Annotated in this window: 14 protein-coding genes; 3 read left to right on the top strand and 11 right to left on the bottom strand. The window is 72.5% G+C overall.

All coding sequences use genetic code 11. The features are described 5' to 3' along the window. Positions 1 to 12 precede the first annotated feature (12 nt). The gene (locus CP983_RS06830; protein ID WP_392074953.1) at positions 13 to 1,338 is read right to left on the bottom strand and encodes an MFS transporter; all 1,326 of its coding nucleotides are present in this window, start codon (positions 1,336 to 1,338) and stop codon (positions 13 to 15) included. 256 nt (positions 1,339 to 1,594) lie between these two features. Here CP983_RS06830 and CP983_RS06825 point away from each other — a divergent pair, with 256 nt between their 5' ends. Beyond that, positions 1,595 to 4,267 (top strand): ATP-binding protein, encoded by a 2,673-nt coding sequence (locus CP983_RS06825; RefSeq protein ID WP_150498935.1) that lies wholly within the window; start codon positions 1,595 to 1,597, stop codon positions 4,265 to 4,267. Between the two features lie 95 nt (positions 4,268 to 4,362). On the opposite strand, the gene CP983_RS06820 is transcribed toward CP983_RS06825, so the two are convergent. The 8 genes from CP983_RS06820 to CP983_RS06785 form a co-directional block, all read right to left on the bottom strand. Then, positions 4,363 to 5,154, bottom strand: coding sequence for an SDR family NAD(P)-dependent oxidoreductase (locus tag CP983_RS06820; protein ID WP_150498934.1), 792 nt, complete (start codon positions 5,152 to 5,154; stop codon positions 4,363 to 4,365). Positions 5,155 to 5,217: 63 nt separating this feature from the next. Further along, positions 5,218 to 6,330 carry a bifunctional 3-oxoadipate enol-lactonase/4-carboxymuconolactone decarboxylase PcaDC gene (gene pcaDC / locus CP983_RS06815; RefSeq protein WP_150498933.1) on the bottom strand — a complete coding sequence of 371 codons (1,113 nt, stop codon included), beginning with the start codon at positions 6,328 to 6,330 and terminating at the stop codon, positions 5,218 to 5,220. Continuing rightward, positions 6,327 to 7,637 (bottom strand): 3-carboxy-cis,cis-muconate cycloisomerase, encoded by a 1,311-nt coding sequence (gene pcaB, locus CP983_RS06810; RefSeq protein WP_150498932.1) that lies wholly within the window; start codon positions 7,635 to 7,637, stop codon positions 6,327 to 6,329. Before pcaB ends, pcaDC begins: the two co-directional genes overlap by 4 nt. Continuing rightward, positions 7,634 to 8,239, bottom strand: coding sequence for a protocatechuate 3,4-dioxygenase subunit alpha (gene pcaG / locus CP983_RS06805; protein WP_150498931.1), 606 nt, complete (start codon positions 8,237 to 8,239; stop codon positions 7,634 to 7,636). Before pcaG ends, pcaB begins: the two co-directional genes overlap by 4 nt. A 6-nt stretch (positions 8,240 to 8,245) precedes the next feature. Next, positions 8,246 to 9,019, bottom strand: coding sequence for a protocatechuate 3,4-dioxygenase subunit beta (pcaH, locus tag CP983_RS06800; protein ID WP_150498930.1), 774 nt, complete (start codon positions 9,017 to 9,019; stop codon positions 8,246 to 8,248). Between the two features lie 17 nt (positions 9,020 to 9,036). After that, a complete protein-coding gene (locus CP983_RS06795) occupies positions 9,037 to 10,239 on the bottom strand; it encodes a thiolase family protein (protein ID WP_150498929.1) in 1,203 nt (400 codons plus the stop codon). Next, entirely contained in the window at positions 10,236 to 10,880 is a 645-nt protein-coding gene (locus CP983_RS06790) for a CoA transferase subunit B (RefSeq protein WP_150498928.1), read from the bottom strand. The genes CP983_RS06795 and CP983_RS06790 overlap by 4 nt, the downstream gene beginning before the upstream one ends. 2 nt (positions 10,881 to 10,882) lie before the next feature. Next, on the bottom strand, positions 10,883 to 11,662 hold the full coding sequence (locus tag CP983_RS06785) for a CoA transferase subunit A (RefSeq protein WP_107908218.1): 780 nt from the start codon (positions 11,660 to 11,662) through the stop codon (positions 10,883 to 10,885). Between the two features lie 211 nt (positions 11,663 to 11,873). On the opposite strand from CP983_RS06785, the gene CP983_RS06780 reads away from it, so the two are divergent. Continuing rightward, positions 11,874 to 12,338: a MarR family winged helix-turn-helix transcriptional regulator gene (locus tag CP983_RS06780; RefSeq protein WP_150498927.1), complete on the top strand. Its 465-nt coding sequence runs from the start codon at positions 11,874 to 11,876 to the stop codon at positions 12,336 to 12,338. 28 nt (positions 12,339 to 12,366) lie between these two features. Here CP983_RS06780 and CP983_RS06775 read toward each other — a convergent pair whose 3' ends face one another. Next, complete coding sequence (locus tag CP983_RS06775; RefSeq protein ID WP_150498926.1) at positions 12,367 to 13,311, bottom strand: DUF3048 domain-containing protein; 945 nt, start codon at positions 13,309 to 13,311, stop codon at positions 12,367 to 12,369. 302 nt (positions 13,312 to 13,613) lie between these two features. Here CP983_RS06775 and CP983_RS06770 point away from each other — a divergent pair, with 302 nt between their 5' ends. Then, positions 13,614 to 14,804 (top strand): zinc-dependent alcohol dehydrogenase, encoded by a 1,191-nt coding sequence (locus CP983_RS06770; protein ID WP_150498925.1) that lies wholly within the window; start codon positions 13,614 to 13,616, stop codon positions 14,802 to 14,804. A gap of 27 nt (positions 14,805 to 14,831) precedes the next feature. Here the strand turns inward: CP983_RS06770 and CP983_RS06765 are convergent, their stop codons facing one another. Continuing rightward, positions 14,832 to 15,902, bottom strand: a complete 1,071-nt coding sequence (locus tag CP983_RS06765; RefSeq protein ID WP_107908221.1) for an ATP-dependent DNA ligase — start codon at positions 15,900 to 15,902, stop codon at positions 14,832 to 14,834. Between the last annotated feature and the right edge of the window lie 12 nt (positions 15,903 to 15,914).

Here is a 15,914-nt window from a genome sequence, read left to right as displayed (position 1 = left end):
ACCCGCATCCGATCAACTCGCCTTTCCCTTCGCGTCCTTCACCAACGGGTCCCCCGCTTCCAGGGACCCGCCCCTGCCGGTCACGGCCCTGGGGGTCCAGGTCAGCGCCAGAACGCTCACCGCGCACATGGCCGCCGCGTAGTACGCGGGGATGTCCACGCTCCCCGTCCGCTCGATCGTCTCCGTGATGATGAGGCCGGCGCAGCCCGAGAACACCGCATTGGACAACGCGTAGGCGAGTCCCAGCCCCGTGTAGCGGACGTTCGTCGGGAACAGTTCCGCGAGCATCGCCGGCCCCGGACCCGCCATCAGTCCCACCACGGCTCCCGCGCCCCACACTGCCGCACCCTTCACGGTGAGGGAAACGCCCGGGTCCTGGAGAAGGTTGAGCAGCGGCACCGCGAGCACCGCAACGAGCACCGCGCCCGTCAGCATCACCGGCCGGCGTCCGAACCGGTCGCTCAGCAGACCCGCCGGCACGATCGTGACCGCGAAGCCGAAGTTCGCCAGCACCGTCGCGATCAGCGCCTGCTGGAAGGACGCGTCCAGCGTTGACTGGAGATACGACGGCAGCACGACCAGGAAGGTGTAGCCGGCCGCCGCCCACCCCATGATCCGCCCCGCCCCCAGCGCGATCGCCCCGGCGACCTCCCGCGCGGGCGGCCGCTCGGCCGGCCGCTCCTCCCGGAACGCCGGCGTCTCGTCCAGCCGTAGCCGCAGCCACAGCGCGCCGAGACCCAGCGGCAGCGTCAGCAGGAACGGCAGGCGCCAGCCCCAGTCGCCGAGTTGCTCCTCGGTCAGCGCGGTGGCGAGCAGTGCCGCCACCCCCGCGCCGCCCAGCAGCCCCAGCGCGACCGTGAAGGACTGCCACGACCCGTACAGCCCCCGTCGCCCCGGTGGCGCGAATTCGGTCATCACCGACACCGCGCCACCGAACTCGCCGCCCGCCGACAGCCCTTGCAGCACCCGCAGGAACGTCAGCAGCCACGGCGCGAGGGCACCGGCGGTCGCGTACGTCGGCAGCGCGCCGATCAGCGTCGTCGCCACGGTCATCAGGGTGATCACCAGGATCAGCACCGGGCGCCGCCCGATCCGGTCCCCGAGCCGGCCGAACAGGGCCGCTCCGACCGGCCGGAAGAAGAACGCCAGCGCGAACGAGGCGTACGTCCTCACCAGCGCCTCGACCTCGCTGCCGCCCTCCGGGGTGAAGAACCGCGCCGCGATGATCGTCGCGAAGTAGCCGTAGACACCGAACTCGTACCACTCGATGAAGTTGCCCACCGACCCCGCGACCAGGGCCTTGCGGGACCGGACCGTGCCTCGCTCATGGATAGCCAACGTCATCCCGCGCCTTCGCAAGTCGCCCGAGGGCCGGCCGGACACCGCGCGGATGTCGGCTGAATGCCGGTTCGAACGACGGTTTTTGACTGCCATTCAGGTTTTCAGGGGCTGGTCGCGGGCCCTTCGCGTCGCCTGCCCGCACCCGTTGTCACCCATCACGGCAACAGCTGCCCGGACAGGCCTCCACTCAGTCACCCGGAGGGCTACGCTCGAGGTCTGTACGCCGTCAGGGCGACATTGGGGAGGTAGCGGGATGACGCAGGTACGGCCCACACCGGCCGCCTCGGCTCCCCTCTGGGAGCGCGACGAGGAACTCGCCGCGGTCGAGGGGGCCCTCGACGCGCTGTGCGCGGACAACTCCTCGTCGGGCAGCCTCCTGGTGCTCCGGGGCGAGGCGGGACTCGGCAAGACCGCGCTGCTGGCCGAAACCCGTCGTATCGCCGAGACCCGCGGCTGCACGGTGTGGTCCGCCCGCGGCAGCGAGACCCTGAGCTCGGTCCCCTTCAACGTCGTACGGCAGCTGCTCCAGCCCGCGCTGCTGTCGCTGATGCCGGAGGAGGCGCGCGAGTACCTCGGCGACTGGTACGACATCGCCGGACCCGCCCTCGGCATAACGGAGCCCGGGGACCGCCAGGCGGACCCGCAGGGCGTGTGCGACGGACTGGTCGCCGCCGTACGCAGGCTGGCCCGCCGCGACTGGCCGCTGGTCCTGCTGATCGACGACGCGCACTGGGCCGACCAGGAGACCCTGCGCTGGCTCGCCGCGTTCGCCGAGCACGTCGGCGAACAGAACGTCCTCGTCGTCGTGGCCCGCCGCCCCGGCGAGACCAGCAGCGGCGACAGCGCCCGCCACCTCGACTCGGTCGCCGCCGCGGGCTCCTCCGTGGCCACGCTGAGCGCGCTGACCCCGGACGCCACCACCGGCCTGACCCGCGCCACCCTGGGCGCGCACGCCGACGCCCCGTTCTGCCGCGAGGTCTGGGCGGTCACCGGCGGCAACCCGTACGAGACCGTCGAACTCCTCGCCAAGGTCCAGGACAGCGAGTTCGAGCCCACCGAGTCCGCGGCCGCCGAACTGCGCGCCCTGAACCGCGCGGCCCGCGGCGGCGGTCTCGTCGCCCGCCTGGAGACCCTCGGCATCGAAGCCACCCGGTTCGCCTGGGCGGCCGCGATCCTCGGCACCGGCATCTCCGTCGACCTGGTCGCCGAACTCGCCACCATGAACCTGGACGAGGCCGTGCGCTGCGCCGAGAAGCTGCGCACCGCCCGCATCCTCACCGAGTCCGACCCGGCGGGCGGCCGGCCCGACGACGGCGAGCTCCAGTTCGTGCACCCGCTGATCGCCACCGCCGTCTACAACTCCATCCCGGACGCCCTGCGCACCGCGATGCACGGCATCGCCGCCCGCGTCGTCACCGACAACGGCCACGGCGCCGCGGTCGCCGCCCGGCATCTGCTGGAGGTCCACCCGGACGACGACGAGGAACTCGTCGAGCAGCTCCGCGAGGCCGCCCGCGAGCACCTCGCCGTCGGCGCCCCCGACGCGGCCTGCCGCTGTCTGGAGCGGGCCCTGCTGGAGCCGCCGCTGCCCGCGGTCCACGCGCGCGTGCTCCACGAACTCGGCTGCGCCACCCTGCTGACCGCACCCGCGAGGACCATCGACCACCTCCAGGCCGCCCTCGCCATGCCCGGCCTCGACGGCGACGCACGCGTCGACGCCGTCTACCGCCTCTCCCAGGCCCTCCTCCACAACGACCAGCTGGAGGAGGCCGTCCGCACCGTCGAGGCGGAGGCCGCCCGGCACCCCGCCGGACCGGCCAGGCTGCGGCTCCAGGCCGTGCAGTTCATGTGGGAGGGCATCCACGCGGGCGAGACGACCTCACCCGGGCGCTCCACCCGCCTCGCCGAACTCGCCAAGACCTGCACAGGACGCGACAACTCCGAGCGCGCCCTGCTCATACTGCGCGGCTTCGACGCCATGGCCCGCGGCGAGAACGCCGAGGAGGTCGTGGAAGTGTGCGACCGCGCCCTCGTCAACGGCCGCCTCGCCCCGGGACTCGGCTGGACCGACCCCGAGTGGGGCATCGAGCTGCCGATGATGCTTGCCAGCGCCTACGCCTACACGGACCGGCTGGATCGCGCCGAGGCCCTCTACAACGAGGCGCTGCGCGCGTACGAGTCCGCCGGCTGGAGCGGCGGCCACCTCTCCCTGGCCCACGCCTACGTCGGACTCGGGCTGCGCCGGCGCGGCAGGCTCCGGGAGGCGGAGGCGTCCCTGCGCAAGTCGCTGGCGCTCGCCGAGCGCGTCGGCCGACGGCTGCCGCTGCACTGGTCGGCCACCTGCAACCTCGTCGACACACTGCTCGTCCGCGGCCATGTCCAGGAGGCCTGGGACATCGCCGACCAGTACGGCTTCGCCCCGCCCTACCCCTCCACCATCGTGCTGCCCGACCCGCGCTCCGTCCGCGGCCGGCTGCTCCTGGCCGTAGGCCGTACCAAGGACGGCATCAACGAACTGGAGGCGGCGGAGAAGGCCGCCGAAGCGCGCGGCCACCACAACCCGGTGCTCGCACCCTGGGCCGTCGACCTCACCCGCGTCCTGGCGAGCGAGGACCCGGAGCGGGCCGCCCGCCTGGCCACCGAGGTCCGCCGCAGCGCCGAGCGCCTGGGCACCGACACCGCGATCGGCGAGGCCCTGCGGTGCGCCGCCGCGTTGGAGACGGGGCAGCGCGCGGTGCGTCTGGCCGAGCAGGCCGTCACCTATCTGGAAGCCTCCCCGTGCCAGTACGAACACGCGGCCGCCCGCGTCGAGTACGGGATCGCTGCGCGGTCTGCCGCGGAGTTGCGGCGGGGGATGACGCTTGCGCAGGCGTGCGGGGCGGATGGGCTTGTGCTTCAGGCCGAGGCGGCGTTGGCGCTCCGCTAGGGGGACCGGATTTCGGCTGCGGCGCCGTTGGGGCTGGTCGCGCCCACGCGGCGGAGCCGCACATCGATACCGCCCCGCGCCCCTATCGGGGCGCGTCAGAGGCTGAGGAGTTGATCGGTGACCGTGGCCAGTCGCCGCTGCACGCCAGCGTCGTAGGTCCCCTCGTGCGCCCGGGACGGGGTCGTGCCGTCGAAGTAGCCGCCCGTTCCCATCTCCCGTGTCGCAAGGGCCAGGACGCCCGGTGCCCCGTCTGCGACCGTGTTCCACGGTTCGATGCCGCCCTCGCGGACCATCCCGGTGTCCATGAACGTCGCCGGATGCAGCACGTTGACCGCGACCCCGGTGCCCGCCAGCTCCTCCGCGAGGGTGAACGTATGGGCCGCGAGGGCGAACTTGCTGCGCCGGTAGGCCGCGGTGCCGTCGTAGCCGCGGGTCAGCTCCGGGTCGTCGAGGTCCAGCGGCTCCTGGCCCGCCGAACCCACGTTGACGATCCGCGCGGGCGCGTTCGCGCGCAGCACGGGCAGCAGGGCGCGGGTCAGTGCGACCGGCGCCAAGTAGTTCACCGCGAGCCGCAGTTCATGCCCGTCGGCGCTGAGCTCACGGCCCGAGCCGGGCGAGCCGAAGCCCACCCCGGCGTTGTTGATCAGCACATCGAGCTCGGGATGCTCCCCGGCGACATGCGCCGCCAGCTGCCGCACCTGATCCAGTGAGGCCAGGTCCGCCACGAACCCCTCGGCCTCACCCTCGGCCCGCAGCTCCTCGGCGAGCCGCTCGACCCGGCCCGCGTCCCGTCCGTGGGCAAGGACGCTGTGCCCGGAGCGGACCAGCTCGAAGGCCACGTGACGGCCGAGACCCGAGGTGGCGCCGGTGATCAGAATCGTGGACATGCACCCACCGTAGGCGCGGGCGCAGCCATGTGCGAGGTGCCGCTGGAGCTACGACCAGCAGGGTCACCCTTCCTCTTCCGCGAGCACCCGCTGGGCCGTCGCGAACGCCGAGTTCGCCGCCGGGACCCCGCAGTACACGGCCGTCTGGAGCAGTACGGCGCCGATCTCGTCCGGCGTCAGACCGTTGCGCAGCGCCGCCCTGACGTGCATGGCCAGCTCGTCGTAGTGGCCGTGGGCGACCAGCGCCGTCAGGGTGATCATGCTGCGCTCGCGGCGGGTGAGCGTCGGGTCGGTCCAGATCTCGCCCCAGGCGTAGCGCGAGATGAAGTCCTGGAAGCGTGCGGTGAACGGTGTCTGCCGTGCCTGCGCCCGCTCCACGTGCGCGTCCCCGAGCACCTCGCGCCGCACCTCCATGCCGCGCCGGGCGCCCCCGTCGAAGTGCGCCCGCAGTGCCGTGAGCACGGCTTGTGGGCACTGCGCCGGCGCCAGGTGCGAGGCGCCGGGGATCTCGACCAGCGCGGCACCCGGCACGGCGTCCGCGATCTCCCGCAGGTGCACCGGCGGGGTCGCGGGGTCCTCGCGCCCGGCGATCAGCAGTGTCGGACAGGAGATCTCGGCCAGCCGGTCGCGCAGGTCGAAGGCGGCGAGGGCGTCGCAGCAGGCGGCGTAGGCACCGGGATCGGCGTCGCGGTGGTCCCGCACCAGCTCGGGCACGGTGAACCCGGGTGTGAACCAGCGGGCGTTCGCGCTCTCGGCGAGTCCCGCGAGCCCTTCGCGGCGCACCAGCGCGGCCCGCTCCTCCCACGGCTTCGCACCGTTGAAGTGCGCCGACGAACAGATCACGGCCAGCGAGTCGACCCGTTCGGGGTGGTGCACGGCGAGATGCAGCCCGACCGCACCGCCGAGCGAGACACCCGCGTGGGCGAACCGCTCGATGCCGAGCGAGTCGGCGAGCGCCAGCACCAGTCCGGCGAGGTCACCGACGGTCGCGCCCGCCCCGATGAGATCGGCGGCCGAACCGCCGTGCCCCGGCAGTTCCCAGCGGACCACCCGATGGGTGATCGACAGCTCGGGCGCGACCTTGTCCCAGAGGGCGGACGACGTGCCGAGGGAGGGTCCGAGCAGCAGCGGCGGTGCCGAGGCGGGTCCTTCGGCACGGTGGTCGAGGAGTTTCAACGTCGCTCCAGGGCGCGGTCGGTGAGGGCTCCGGCGGAGCCGGTGTAGTGGGTGGGGTCGAGGTCGGCGTCCGCCAGCTCCGGTGCCTCGGCGAGCGGACGCCCCTCGGCGGCCAGCCGGGTCAGCAGCTCCTTGGCGCGGGCCCGGCCCAGCACCGGGGCGAGCTCGGCGGAGAGCCGCTCGGAGACGATCAGCCCACGGGTCAGGTCCAGGTGCGCACGCATGACGTCGGCCCTGACCCGCAGCCCCTCGGCCAGTTCCACGGCGTCCCGGGCGGCGCCGCCGACCAGCCGCAGCAGATCCCGCAGCGGCTCCCACTCGGCGTGCCAGGCGCCGGCGGGCCGCTCGTCCTCCGCGGCCAGCGACCCGTACAGCGTGGCCGCGAGCTGTGGTGCCCGCCTGGCGGTGGCGGCGATGAGGGTGGACCGTACGGGGTTGGACTTGTGCGGCATGGCGGACGAGCCGCCGCCGCTGCCCTCCGCGACCTCGGCGATCTCGGTGCGGGAGAGGGTGAGCACGTCCACGGCGACCTTGCCGAGCGCGCCCGCGGTGAAGGCGAGGCATCCGGCGAGATCGGCGACGGGGGTGCGCAGGGTGTGCCAGGGCAGGTCGGGCGCCCGCAGGCCCAGTTCACGGGCGTACACGGCCGGCAGCGCGGTCGGATCGCTCGCTCCGTACTCCCCGAACGCCGCCAACGTCCCTGCCGCGCCGCCGAGTTGGGCGGGCAGCGAGTCCCGTACGGTCCGTACCCGGTCCCGGGCGTCGAGCACCAGCGCCCGCCACCCGGCCGCCTTCAGCCCGAACGTGGTCGGTACGGCGTGCTGGGTCAGCGTCCGTCCCGGCATGGCGGTGTCCCGGTGCTCGGAGGCCGGCCGGGCGAGCGCCGCTGCCGTGCGGTCCAGGTCGCCGAGGACCAGGTCGAGGGTGCGTGCGGCGACCAGCATCGACGCCGTGTCCATGATGTCCTGGCTGGTCGCGCCCCGGTGGACGTAGGTGCCGTACTCCTCGCCGTACTCTGCGCCGACGGCCTTCGTCAGGTCGCCGACCAGCGGGATCACCGGGTTGCCGCCGGCGCGGGCGCGCTCGGCGAGGGACCGTACGTCGAACCGCCCGGCGTCCGCCGCCCGCGTCACCGCCCGCGCGGCCCCGGCCGGGGCGAGGCCGAGGGCGGCCTGGGCCCGGGTGAGGGCGGCCTCCGCGTCGAGCAGGGCCTGCAGCCAGGCCGTGTCGCCGGTCGCGGTGGCCGCGGGGGAGCCTGCCCACCCGGGGGCGAGCAGGCCGGTGTCGTCGCCGTCGGCAGAAGTCACTGGAACTCCAGGAAGACCGTTTCGCCCTCGCCCTGAAGGCGGATGTCGAAACGGTATGCGCCCGGGCCCTCTTCCTCGGCGATCAGCGTGTCGCGTCGCGCCCCGTCGAGCCGGGCGAGCAGCGGGTCGGCGGCCAGAGCCGCGGCGTCGCCCGGCAGATAGATCCGGGTGAACAGATGCACCAGCAGGCCGCGCGCGAACACGCACACGCTGATGTACGGCGCGCTCCGCCCCCGCGCCCCCGGCCGCAGGGTACGGGCGGTCCAGTGGCCCGACGCGTCCGTCTGGACGCGCCCCCAGCCGGTGAACTCCACGCCGTTACGGCCCAGGAAGCCGCCGCTCGCCGGGTCGCGCCGCATCGAGCCGTCGGTCCGGGAGACCCGGCCGTCCGGGCCCGCGCCCCACAGCTCCACGAAGGCGTCCGGGAGCGGTTTGCCCTCGCCGTCGAGGACGTACCCCTGGAGCGTGACGGTGTCCGGATGGCCGACGGGGGCGATGTCACCGCCGCCGGGGAAGGGCAGCGCGTGGCCGTAGAAGGGGCCGACGGTGTGCGACGGAGTGGGGAGCACCGTCTCCGGGCGGCTCGTGTCGATCTTCGTCATGGCAGGTCAGCGCCCTTCTTCGATCCAGGTGGCGGCGGGCCCGTCGAGCACGATGTCCCAGTGGTAGCCCATCGAGAACTCCGGCACGGACAGGCCGTGGTCGTACGTCGCCACCAGCCGCTGCCGGGCCGCGTCGTCCGTCACGGACTGGATGATCGGGTCGTACGGGAACAGCGGGTCGCTCGGGAAGTACATCTGGGTCACGAGCCGCTGGGTGAACGCCGTTCCGAACAGCGAGAAGTGGATGTGGGCCGGCCGCCAGGCGTTCTCGTGCTGCCGCCAGGGGTACGGGCCCGGCTGGACGGTGGTGAAGCGGTAGAAGCCGCTGTCGTCGGTCAGCGTGCGGCCGACGCCCGTGAAGTTCGGGTCCAGCGGGGCGTCGTGCTGCTCGCGCTGATGGGCGTAGCGGCCGGCCGAGTTCGCCTGCCAGATCTCGATCAGCTGACCGCGGATCGGGCGGCCGGCGCCGTCGAGGAGACGGCCCTCGACGGTGATGCGCTCGCCGATCGGCTCCCCGGTGTGCTGCCGGGTGAGGTCGTTGTCGATCTCGGTGATGTCCCGCTCGCCGAAGGCGGGGGCGTACAGCTCCACCAGCTCCGGGTCCTTGCTGACGTCGATGGCGACCGGCGGCTGCTTCGGATGGCGCAGGACCGAGGAGCGGTACGGGGCGTAGCCGCGCCGCGGATGGTGCTCGACGGGGGCGCCGTCCGCGACCCGCTTCTCGTACGCGGCGTGCTCGGCCGCGATCTCCTGGTCGATGTCGTGCTGGGTGAGAGTCATGGGAGTTCCTCGGGTTCCTAACGCTCCAGGACGAGGGCGAGGCCCTGGCCGACGCCGATGCAGAGGGTGGCGACGCCGGTCCCGGTGCCCTTGCGGGCGAGTTGGTGGGCGACGGTGCCGGCGAGGCGGGCACCGGAGGCGCCGAGTGGGTGGCCGAGGGCGATGGCGCCGCCCTGCGGGTTGAGGATCGCCGGGTCGAACTCGGGCCACTCGGCGACACAGCCCAGCACCTGGGCGGCGAACGCCTCGTTCAGCTCCAGCACGTCCAGGTCGCCGAAGTTCTTGCCGGCCTTGGTGAGGGCCCGGTTGACGGCCTCGACGGGGGCGAGGCCGAAGTAGTGCGGGTCGAGTGCGGACACGCCGGTGGCGGAGATCCGGGCGAGCGGCTCGCGGCCGGTGGCCCCGAGGCCCTCCTCGTCGGTCAGCAGCAGGGCGGCGGCGCCGTCGTTGAGGGGTGAGGCGTTGCCCGCGGTGACCGTGCCGTTCTCCGTGCGGAAGGACGGCTTGAGCCGGGCCATCGCCGGCAGGGAGGCGTCGGGACGTACGCACTCGTCGGCGGTGAAGGCGACCGGGTCGCCCTTGCGCTGCGGGATCGACACGGGTGCCAGTTCGGCGTCGAACAGGCCGGCCTGCTGTGCCTTCGCCGCCTTGAGGTGCGAGGCCAGCGCGTACTCGTCCTGCTGCTCCCGGCCGATCTTGTGCTTGTCCGCGATCAGCTCGGCGGACTCGCCGAGCGGGACGGTCCACTGCGGTTCCATCCGCGGGTTGACCATGCGCCAGCCCAGGGTGGTGGAGTACAGCTCCGTGTGCCCGGCGGGGAAGGGCCGGTCGGACTTGGGCAGCACGTACGGCGCCCTCGTCATGGACTCCACACCACCGGCCACGGCGACGGAGGCGTCCCCGACGGCGATGGCGCGGGCGGCCTGGATCACGGCTTCGAGGCCGGAGGCGCACAGCCGGTTGACCGTCACGCCCGGTACGGAGGTGGGCAGTCCGGCCAGCAGGGCGGCCATCCGGCCGACGTTGCGGTTCTCCTCGCCCGCGCCGTTGGCGTTGCCGAAGTACACGTCCTCGACCCGGGACGGGTCCAAGCCGGGCGTACGGCCCAGCAGTTCGCGGATCGCGTGAGCGGCCAGGTCGTCCGGGCGGACCGGCGCGAGTGAACCGCCGTACCTGCCGAACGGTGTGCGTACGGCATCGACGATGTAGACGGTCTTCACAGCGGGCCCTCCGTGACGGTGAGCTTGGCGTCGGTCTTCGCGACGATCTCGTCCGTGCTCACGCCGGGTGCCCTCTCGACGAGGTGCAGTCCGTCGTCGGTGATGTCCAGGACGCCGAGGTCGGTGATGATCCGGTTCACGCACGCCTTGCCGGTCAGCGGCAGCGCGCACTCGGTGAGGATCTTCGCCGAGCCGTCCTTGGCGGTGTGGGTCATCACGACGATGACCTTGCGGGCGCCGTGCACCAGGTCCATCGCCCCGCCGATGCCGGTGATCATCTTGCCGGGGATCGCCCAGTTCGCCAGGTCACCGGTCTGCGAGACCTGCATGGCGCCCAGCACGGCCACGTCGATGTGCCCGCCGCGGATCATCGAGAACGACAGCGCCGAGTCGAAGAAGGAGGCGCCGGGCAGGACCGTGACGGTCTCCTTGCCGGCGTTGATCAGGTCGGGGTCGACCTGGTCCTCGGTGGGGTAGGGGCCGGTGCCCAGGATGCCGTTCTCGGACTCCAGGATCACCTCCACACCCTTGGGGAGATAGTTCGGGATCAGGGTCGGCAGTCCGATGCCGAGATTGACGTACTGGCCGTCCTCGAGCTCGCGAGCGGCCCGCGCGGCCATCTCTTCCCGCGTCCACGCCATGATCAGTTCTCCGTCCCTCGTGCCTGGGGCACGGAAACCGTGCGCTGCTCGATGCCCTTGTCGGCGGCCTGCTCCGGGGTGAGCGCCACGACCCGCTGCACGAAGATCCCCGGCAGATGCACCGCGTCCGGGTCGATCGCACCCGGCTCCACGAGTTCCTCGACCTCGGCGATCGTCACCCGCCCGGCCATCGCGGCCAGCGGGTTGAAGTTCCGGGTGGACCTGTTGAACACCAGGTTCCCGTGCCGGTCGCCCTTCGCGGCCCGCACCAGCGCGAAGTCGGTCCGGATGCCGCGCTCCAGCACGTACTCGGTGCCGTCGAACTCCCGCACCTCCTTCGGCGGGGAGGCGAGCGCGACCCCGCCGGAGCCGTCGTAGCGCCAGGGCAGCCCGCCCTCCGCGACCTGCGTGCCCACCCCGGCCGGCGTGTAGAACGCGGGGATCCCGGCCCCGCCGGCCCGCAGCCGCTCGGCCAGCGTGCCCTGCGGGATCATCTCCACCTCCAGCTCCCCGGCCAGGTACTGGCGGGCGAACTCCTTGTTCGCGCCGATGTAGGAGCCGGTCACCCGGGCGATCCGGCCCGCCGACAGCAGCACCGCGAGGCCGGACTCCATCGCCCCGCAGTTGTTCGAGACGACCGACAGGCCGGACACACCACGCTCGTACAGGGCCTGGATCAGTACGTTCGGCACACCGCTCAGCCCGAAGCCACCCACCGCGAGCGACACGCCGTCACCGACATCGGCCACCGCCTCCAGGGCCGTGGCGACCACCTTGTCCATCCGAGAAGCCCCATCTCTTCCGAGCTCCCAGCACCCGAATTAGTCAGGGCACTGATTATTTCTGCGAAGTCCTTCCTCACGCTGCCACCGGAGCGGGAACCCGTCAAGACCTCGGTAAATGTGAGGCTTGCCGGATCGGCCGGGCCGCAGACAGTCATCGCAAGGCCGGGTATTGTTCAGTGCACCGACGAAAACGACCAGGGGAGCGCGCATGGCCGCCGTGGACCTCACCACCCACCCCGGGCACCTGGCCCGGCGGCTCCAGCAGGCGCACTACCTGCTGTGGAACACGATGGTCTCCGAGGAGATCACCTCGCCCCAGTTCGCCGTGCTCAACACCCTCGTCGCCGAGCCGGGCCTCGACCAGCGGACGGTGGGGGAGCGGGTCGGGCTCGACCGGTCGACGATCGCCGAGGTGATCAGCCGGCTCGGCCGGCGCGGGCTGCTCGACAAGGTCCGCGACCCCCAGGACGGCCGCCGCTTCCTGCTGCGCCTCACGGACGAGGGGCTGCGCACCCACAAGAAGCTGACCGTGCGCACGGCCCGGATGAACCAGGTCTTCCTGGCCCCGCTCTCCGGCGAGGAGCAGGCCCTCTTCTTCGACCTGATCAGGCGGGTGGCGGACGCGGCCGAGGGGCTGCGCCATCCGGCGGAGCCCCTCGTCGGCCAACCCTGATCCCGGCCCGGATGCCCGGGCCGGACCCTCAGGACGCGTTCGCGAACACCACCCACACCTGGCCGTGCTGGAAGTTCATCCGCTTGCCGCTGTTCGTCGTGAAGGTCGTGCCGTCCGACGCCTTCGCGCGCTTCCACTTGACGTCGTAGGCCCGCCCGTCGCGCAGCACCCGTGCCTTTCCGGAGCCGACCGTCTCGGTGTACGGCGTGTAGTGGCCGAGCTTGTCGTGGAACGTGGACTTGCGCACCTTCACGTACTGCACGACGACCGTGCCGGCCATGACCCGCTTGCCGTCCGTCGTACCGGCCGCCTTGCCGTCCATGCCGACCACCCAGCGGCCCTGGCTCCTGGACCAGGTGAAGGTGTACCGGGCGGCGTCGTAGGTCACCTTCTGCGTGGTGATCGGCTTGCCCCCGGCGGGGGCGGAACCGAAGCGGAAGCCCGTTGTCAGGGCAGCTGTGCCCGGTGGCTCGGCCATCAGCCGGTTCGGCCGCAGGTAGAGGTTGTGCGGGGAGGGCCGCATTTTGCTGCGGAAGTACGCGGTGGACGCCTTGCCGGGCGGCTCCGCCTTCAGTGGTGCCTGGTCGATCTTCGGCAGGAGCTTGCCCTGTGCGCCGGAGAAGGCGAGCGTCGGCCGGTCGAACTGGCGCAGCAGCTCCAGGTCGGTCTCACGGGCGCTGCGCACCGGCCCGACGGCCTTGGGCAGCTTCTGCGCGTACACCGCCATCAGACGGCTGAGTCCGCCCTCGACCGGCTCGACGTACACGATGTCCGCCTCGTTGAGGCCGGTGTGCGGCCGTGCGTTGCGGGAGTTGTCGATCTTCACGGCCAGTACGGAGCCGCCCTTCGCCCGGCTCTCGCCGTCGCCCGCCGGGGAACTGCTCCGGCCGCGGCCGTCGTCGCGGGGGCCGTCGGACGTCGTGCATCCCGCGGCCAGGGAGGCCGCCAGGGTGGCGGCCAGCAGTCCGGTCATGGTCGTGGCGCGTCTTGCGCGCGCCGGTCGTTGCCTGCTCACCGTCGTCACCCGTAGCCACCCGCCCGGTTCATGTCATCAATTGTGCGCTTATCTGTTAATAGGTTGCATACCCGATGAGGCCCGGCGCTCCTCGCGGTTCCGCCGATCGGCCCTGGCATCGACAGCCGGTCGGCCGACAGGTATTGCCTCGGGGACGGCTCTGGGGTCCGCCCGTCGGCGATTCGGCCCGGGAGCGCCGGGGTACCCGGGTCGCCCACCGTACGAGCGCCGTGCGCGGACGACCGGAGGGAGCGCGGGCGATGAGGGCAGTGACCTGGCAGGGAAAGCGGGACGTACGGGTGGAGACCGTGCCCGATCCCGGGATCCAGGAGCCGACGGACGCGGTCGTCCGCATCACCTCCAGCGGGTTGTGCGGCTCCGATCTGCATCTGTACGAGGTGCTCACACCGTTCATGACGCCGGGGGACATCCTCGGGCACGAGCCCATCGGGGTCGTCGAGGAGGTCGGCGCGGGAGTGCCGGACCTCCAGGCCGGCGACCGGGTCGTGGTGCCGTTCCAGATCGCCTGCGGCAACTGCTGGATGTGCCTGACCGGGCTGCCCACCCAGTGCGAGACCACCCAGGTCACCGGTGAGGGCATGGGCGCCGCCCTGTTCGGCTACACCCGGCTGTACGGCGCAGTGCCGGGCGCCCAGGCCGAGTACCTGCGGGTTCCGCAGGCGCAGTTCGGGCCGATCAAGATCCCGGACGGGCCGGCCGACGACCGGTTCGTCTACCTCTCCGACGTGCTGCCCACCGCCTGGCAGGCGGTCCGCTACGCCGAGGTCCCCGAGGGCGGCAGCGTCGCGGTGCTCGGCCTCGGTCCCATCGGCGACATGGCCTGCCGCGTCGCCCGGGTGACGGGCGCGGAGCGGGTGTTCGGCGTGGACCTGGTGCCCGAACGGCTGCGGCGGGCACGCGACCGGGGCGTGGAGACGTTCGACCTCAGGAGCTTCGACGACGAGAAGGAACTCGTCGCCGCCATCCGTGACCGTACCGACGGCCGCGGCCCCGACGCCGTCATCGACGCGGTCGGCACCGAGGCCCACGGCAGCGCCGCGGCCCGGCTCGCCCAGCAGGCCTCGGCACTGCTGCCGCGCAAACTGGGCGCGCCGCTCGCCGAGCGCTTCAGCGTCGACCGGCTGGCCGCCCTCTACACGGCGATCGACCTGGTGCGGCGCGGCGGCACGATCTCGCTGTCCGGCGTGTACGGCGGCACGGCGGACCCGATCCCGCTGCTCACGCTGTTCGACAAGCAGATCCAGATACGGATGGGCCAGGCCAACGTGCGCCGCTGGACCGACGACATCCTGCCGTACCTCACGGACGAGGACCCTCTCGGCGTGGACGACTTCGCCACCCACCGCGTGCCGTTGAGCGACGCCCCGCACGCCTACGAGATGTTCCAGCAGAAGCAGGACGGCGCGGTGAAGGTGCTGATGAAGCCCTGACCGGCCGGGCGGGAACGCCCCGGGCGGTCAGGCCTGTGGGCCGAAGATCGCCCCGAGGTCGTAGCGCACCGGCTCCTCCAGCTGCGCGTACGTGCAGCTGTCCGGCGTGCGGTCCGGGCGCCAGCGGCGGAAGCGGGCCGTGTGCCGGAAGCGCACGCCGTTCTCCATGTGGTCGTACGCCACCTCGGCCACCCGCTCCGGCCGCAGCGGCACCCAGGACAGGTCCTTCTTGCCCGACCAGCGGCTCGGGGCGCCCGGCAGCCGGGCCGACTCGTGCGCCGCCTCCTCGGCCCACGCCGCCCAGGGATGCCCCGTGGCATCCTCCATCCGCAGCGGCTCCAGCTCCTCGATCAGCTCGGCCCGCCGCTTCATCGAGAACGCGGCCGACACCCCCACGTGCTGGAGCGTGCCGCGGTCGTCGTGGAGCCCGAGCAGCAGGGAACCCACGATCGGCCCGCTCTTGTGCAGCCGGTAGCCCGCGACGACGACGTCCGCCGTGCGCTCGTGCTTGATCTTGAACATGGCCCGCTCGTCCGGGAGGTAGCGCAGCGTCAGCGGCTTCGCGATCACCCCGTCAAGACCCGCCCCCTCGTACTGCTCGAACCAGCTCTGCGCCGTCGCGACGTCCGTCGTCGCCGGGGCCACGTGCACCGGTGACGACACCCCGGACAATGCCATCGTCAGCAGCGCCCGCCGGTCCGCCAGCGGGGTCTCCACCAAGGACTCGTCCGCGAGGGCGAGCAGGTCGAACGCCACGAACGACGCCGGGGTCCGCTCCGCCAGCGTCCGCACCCGCGAGTCCGCCGGGTGGATGCGCTCGGTGAGCGCGTCGAAGTCCAGCCGCCCCTCCCGGGCGATCACGATCTCCCCGTCCAGCACGCACCGCTGCGGCAACCGCTCCTTCAGCCCCTCGACCAGCTCGGGAAAGTACCTGGTCAGCGACTTCGTGGTACGGCTGCCCAGCTCGACCTCGTCCCCGTCGCGGAACACGATCGCCCGGAACCCGTCCCACTTCGCCTCGTACTGCATGCCCGGCGGGATCTTCGCCACCGACTTGGCGAGCATCGGCTTCACAGGCGGCATCACCGGCAGGTCCATGCTGTCGATTCT

Source organism: Streptomyces chartreusis, assembly GCF_008704715.1.
Classification (GTDB): domain Bacteria; phylum Actinomycetota; class Actinomycetes; order Streptomycetales; family Streptomycetaceae; genus Streptomyces; species Streptomyces chartreusis.
This window is presented reverse-complemented; position numbering and strand designations above follow the sequence as displayed.

Excerpts from the sequence above, each read along its gene's own strand:
- CP983_RS06825 (WP_150498935.1), top strand. The coding sequence starts at position 1,595 with ATGACGCAGGTACGGCCCACACCGGCCGCCTCGGCTCCCCTCTGGGAG.
- CP983_RS06820 (WP_150498934.1), bottom strand. The coding sequence starts at position 5,154 with ATGTCCACGATTCTGATCACCGGCGCCACCTCGGGTCTCGGCCGTCAC.
- pcaG (WP_150498931.1), bottom strand. The coding sequence starts at position 8,239 with ATGACGAAGATCGACACGAGCCGCCCGGAGACGGTGCTCCCCACTCCG.
- pcaH (WP_150498930.1), bottom strand. The coding sequence starts at position 9,019 with ATGACTCTCACCCAGCACGACATCGACCAGGAGATCGCGGCCGAGCAC.
- CP983_RS06790 (WP_150498928.1), bottom strand. The coding sequence starts at position 10,880 with ATGGCGTGGACGCGGGAAGAGATGGCCGCGCGGGCCGCTCGCGAGCTC.
- CP983_RS06785 (WP_107908218.1), bottom strand. The coding sequence starts at position 11,662 with ATGGACAAGGTGGTCGCCACGGCCCTGGAGGCGGTGGCCGATGTCGGT.
- CP983_RS06780 (WP_150498927.1), top strand. The coding sequence starts at position 11,874 with ATGGCCGCCGTGGACCTCACCACCCACCCCGGGCACCTGGCCCGGCGG.
- CP983_RS06775 (WP_150498926.1), bottom strand. The coding sequence starts at position 13,311 with ATGACCGGACTGCTGGCCGCCACCCTGGCGGCCTCCCTGGCCGCGGGA.
- CP983_RS06770 (WP_150498925.1), top strand. The coding sequence starts at position 13,614 with ATGAGGGCAGTGACCTGGCAGGGAAAGCGGGACGTACGGGTGGAGACC.
- CP983_RS06765 (WP_107908221.1), bottom strand. The coding sequence starts at position 15,902 with ATGGACCTGCCGGTGATGCCGCCTGTGAAGCCGATGCTCGCCAAGTCG.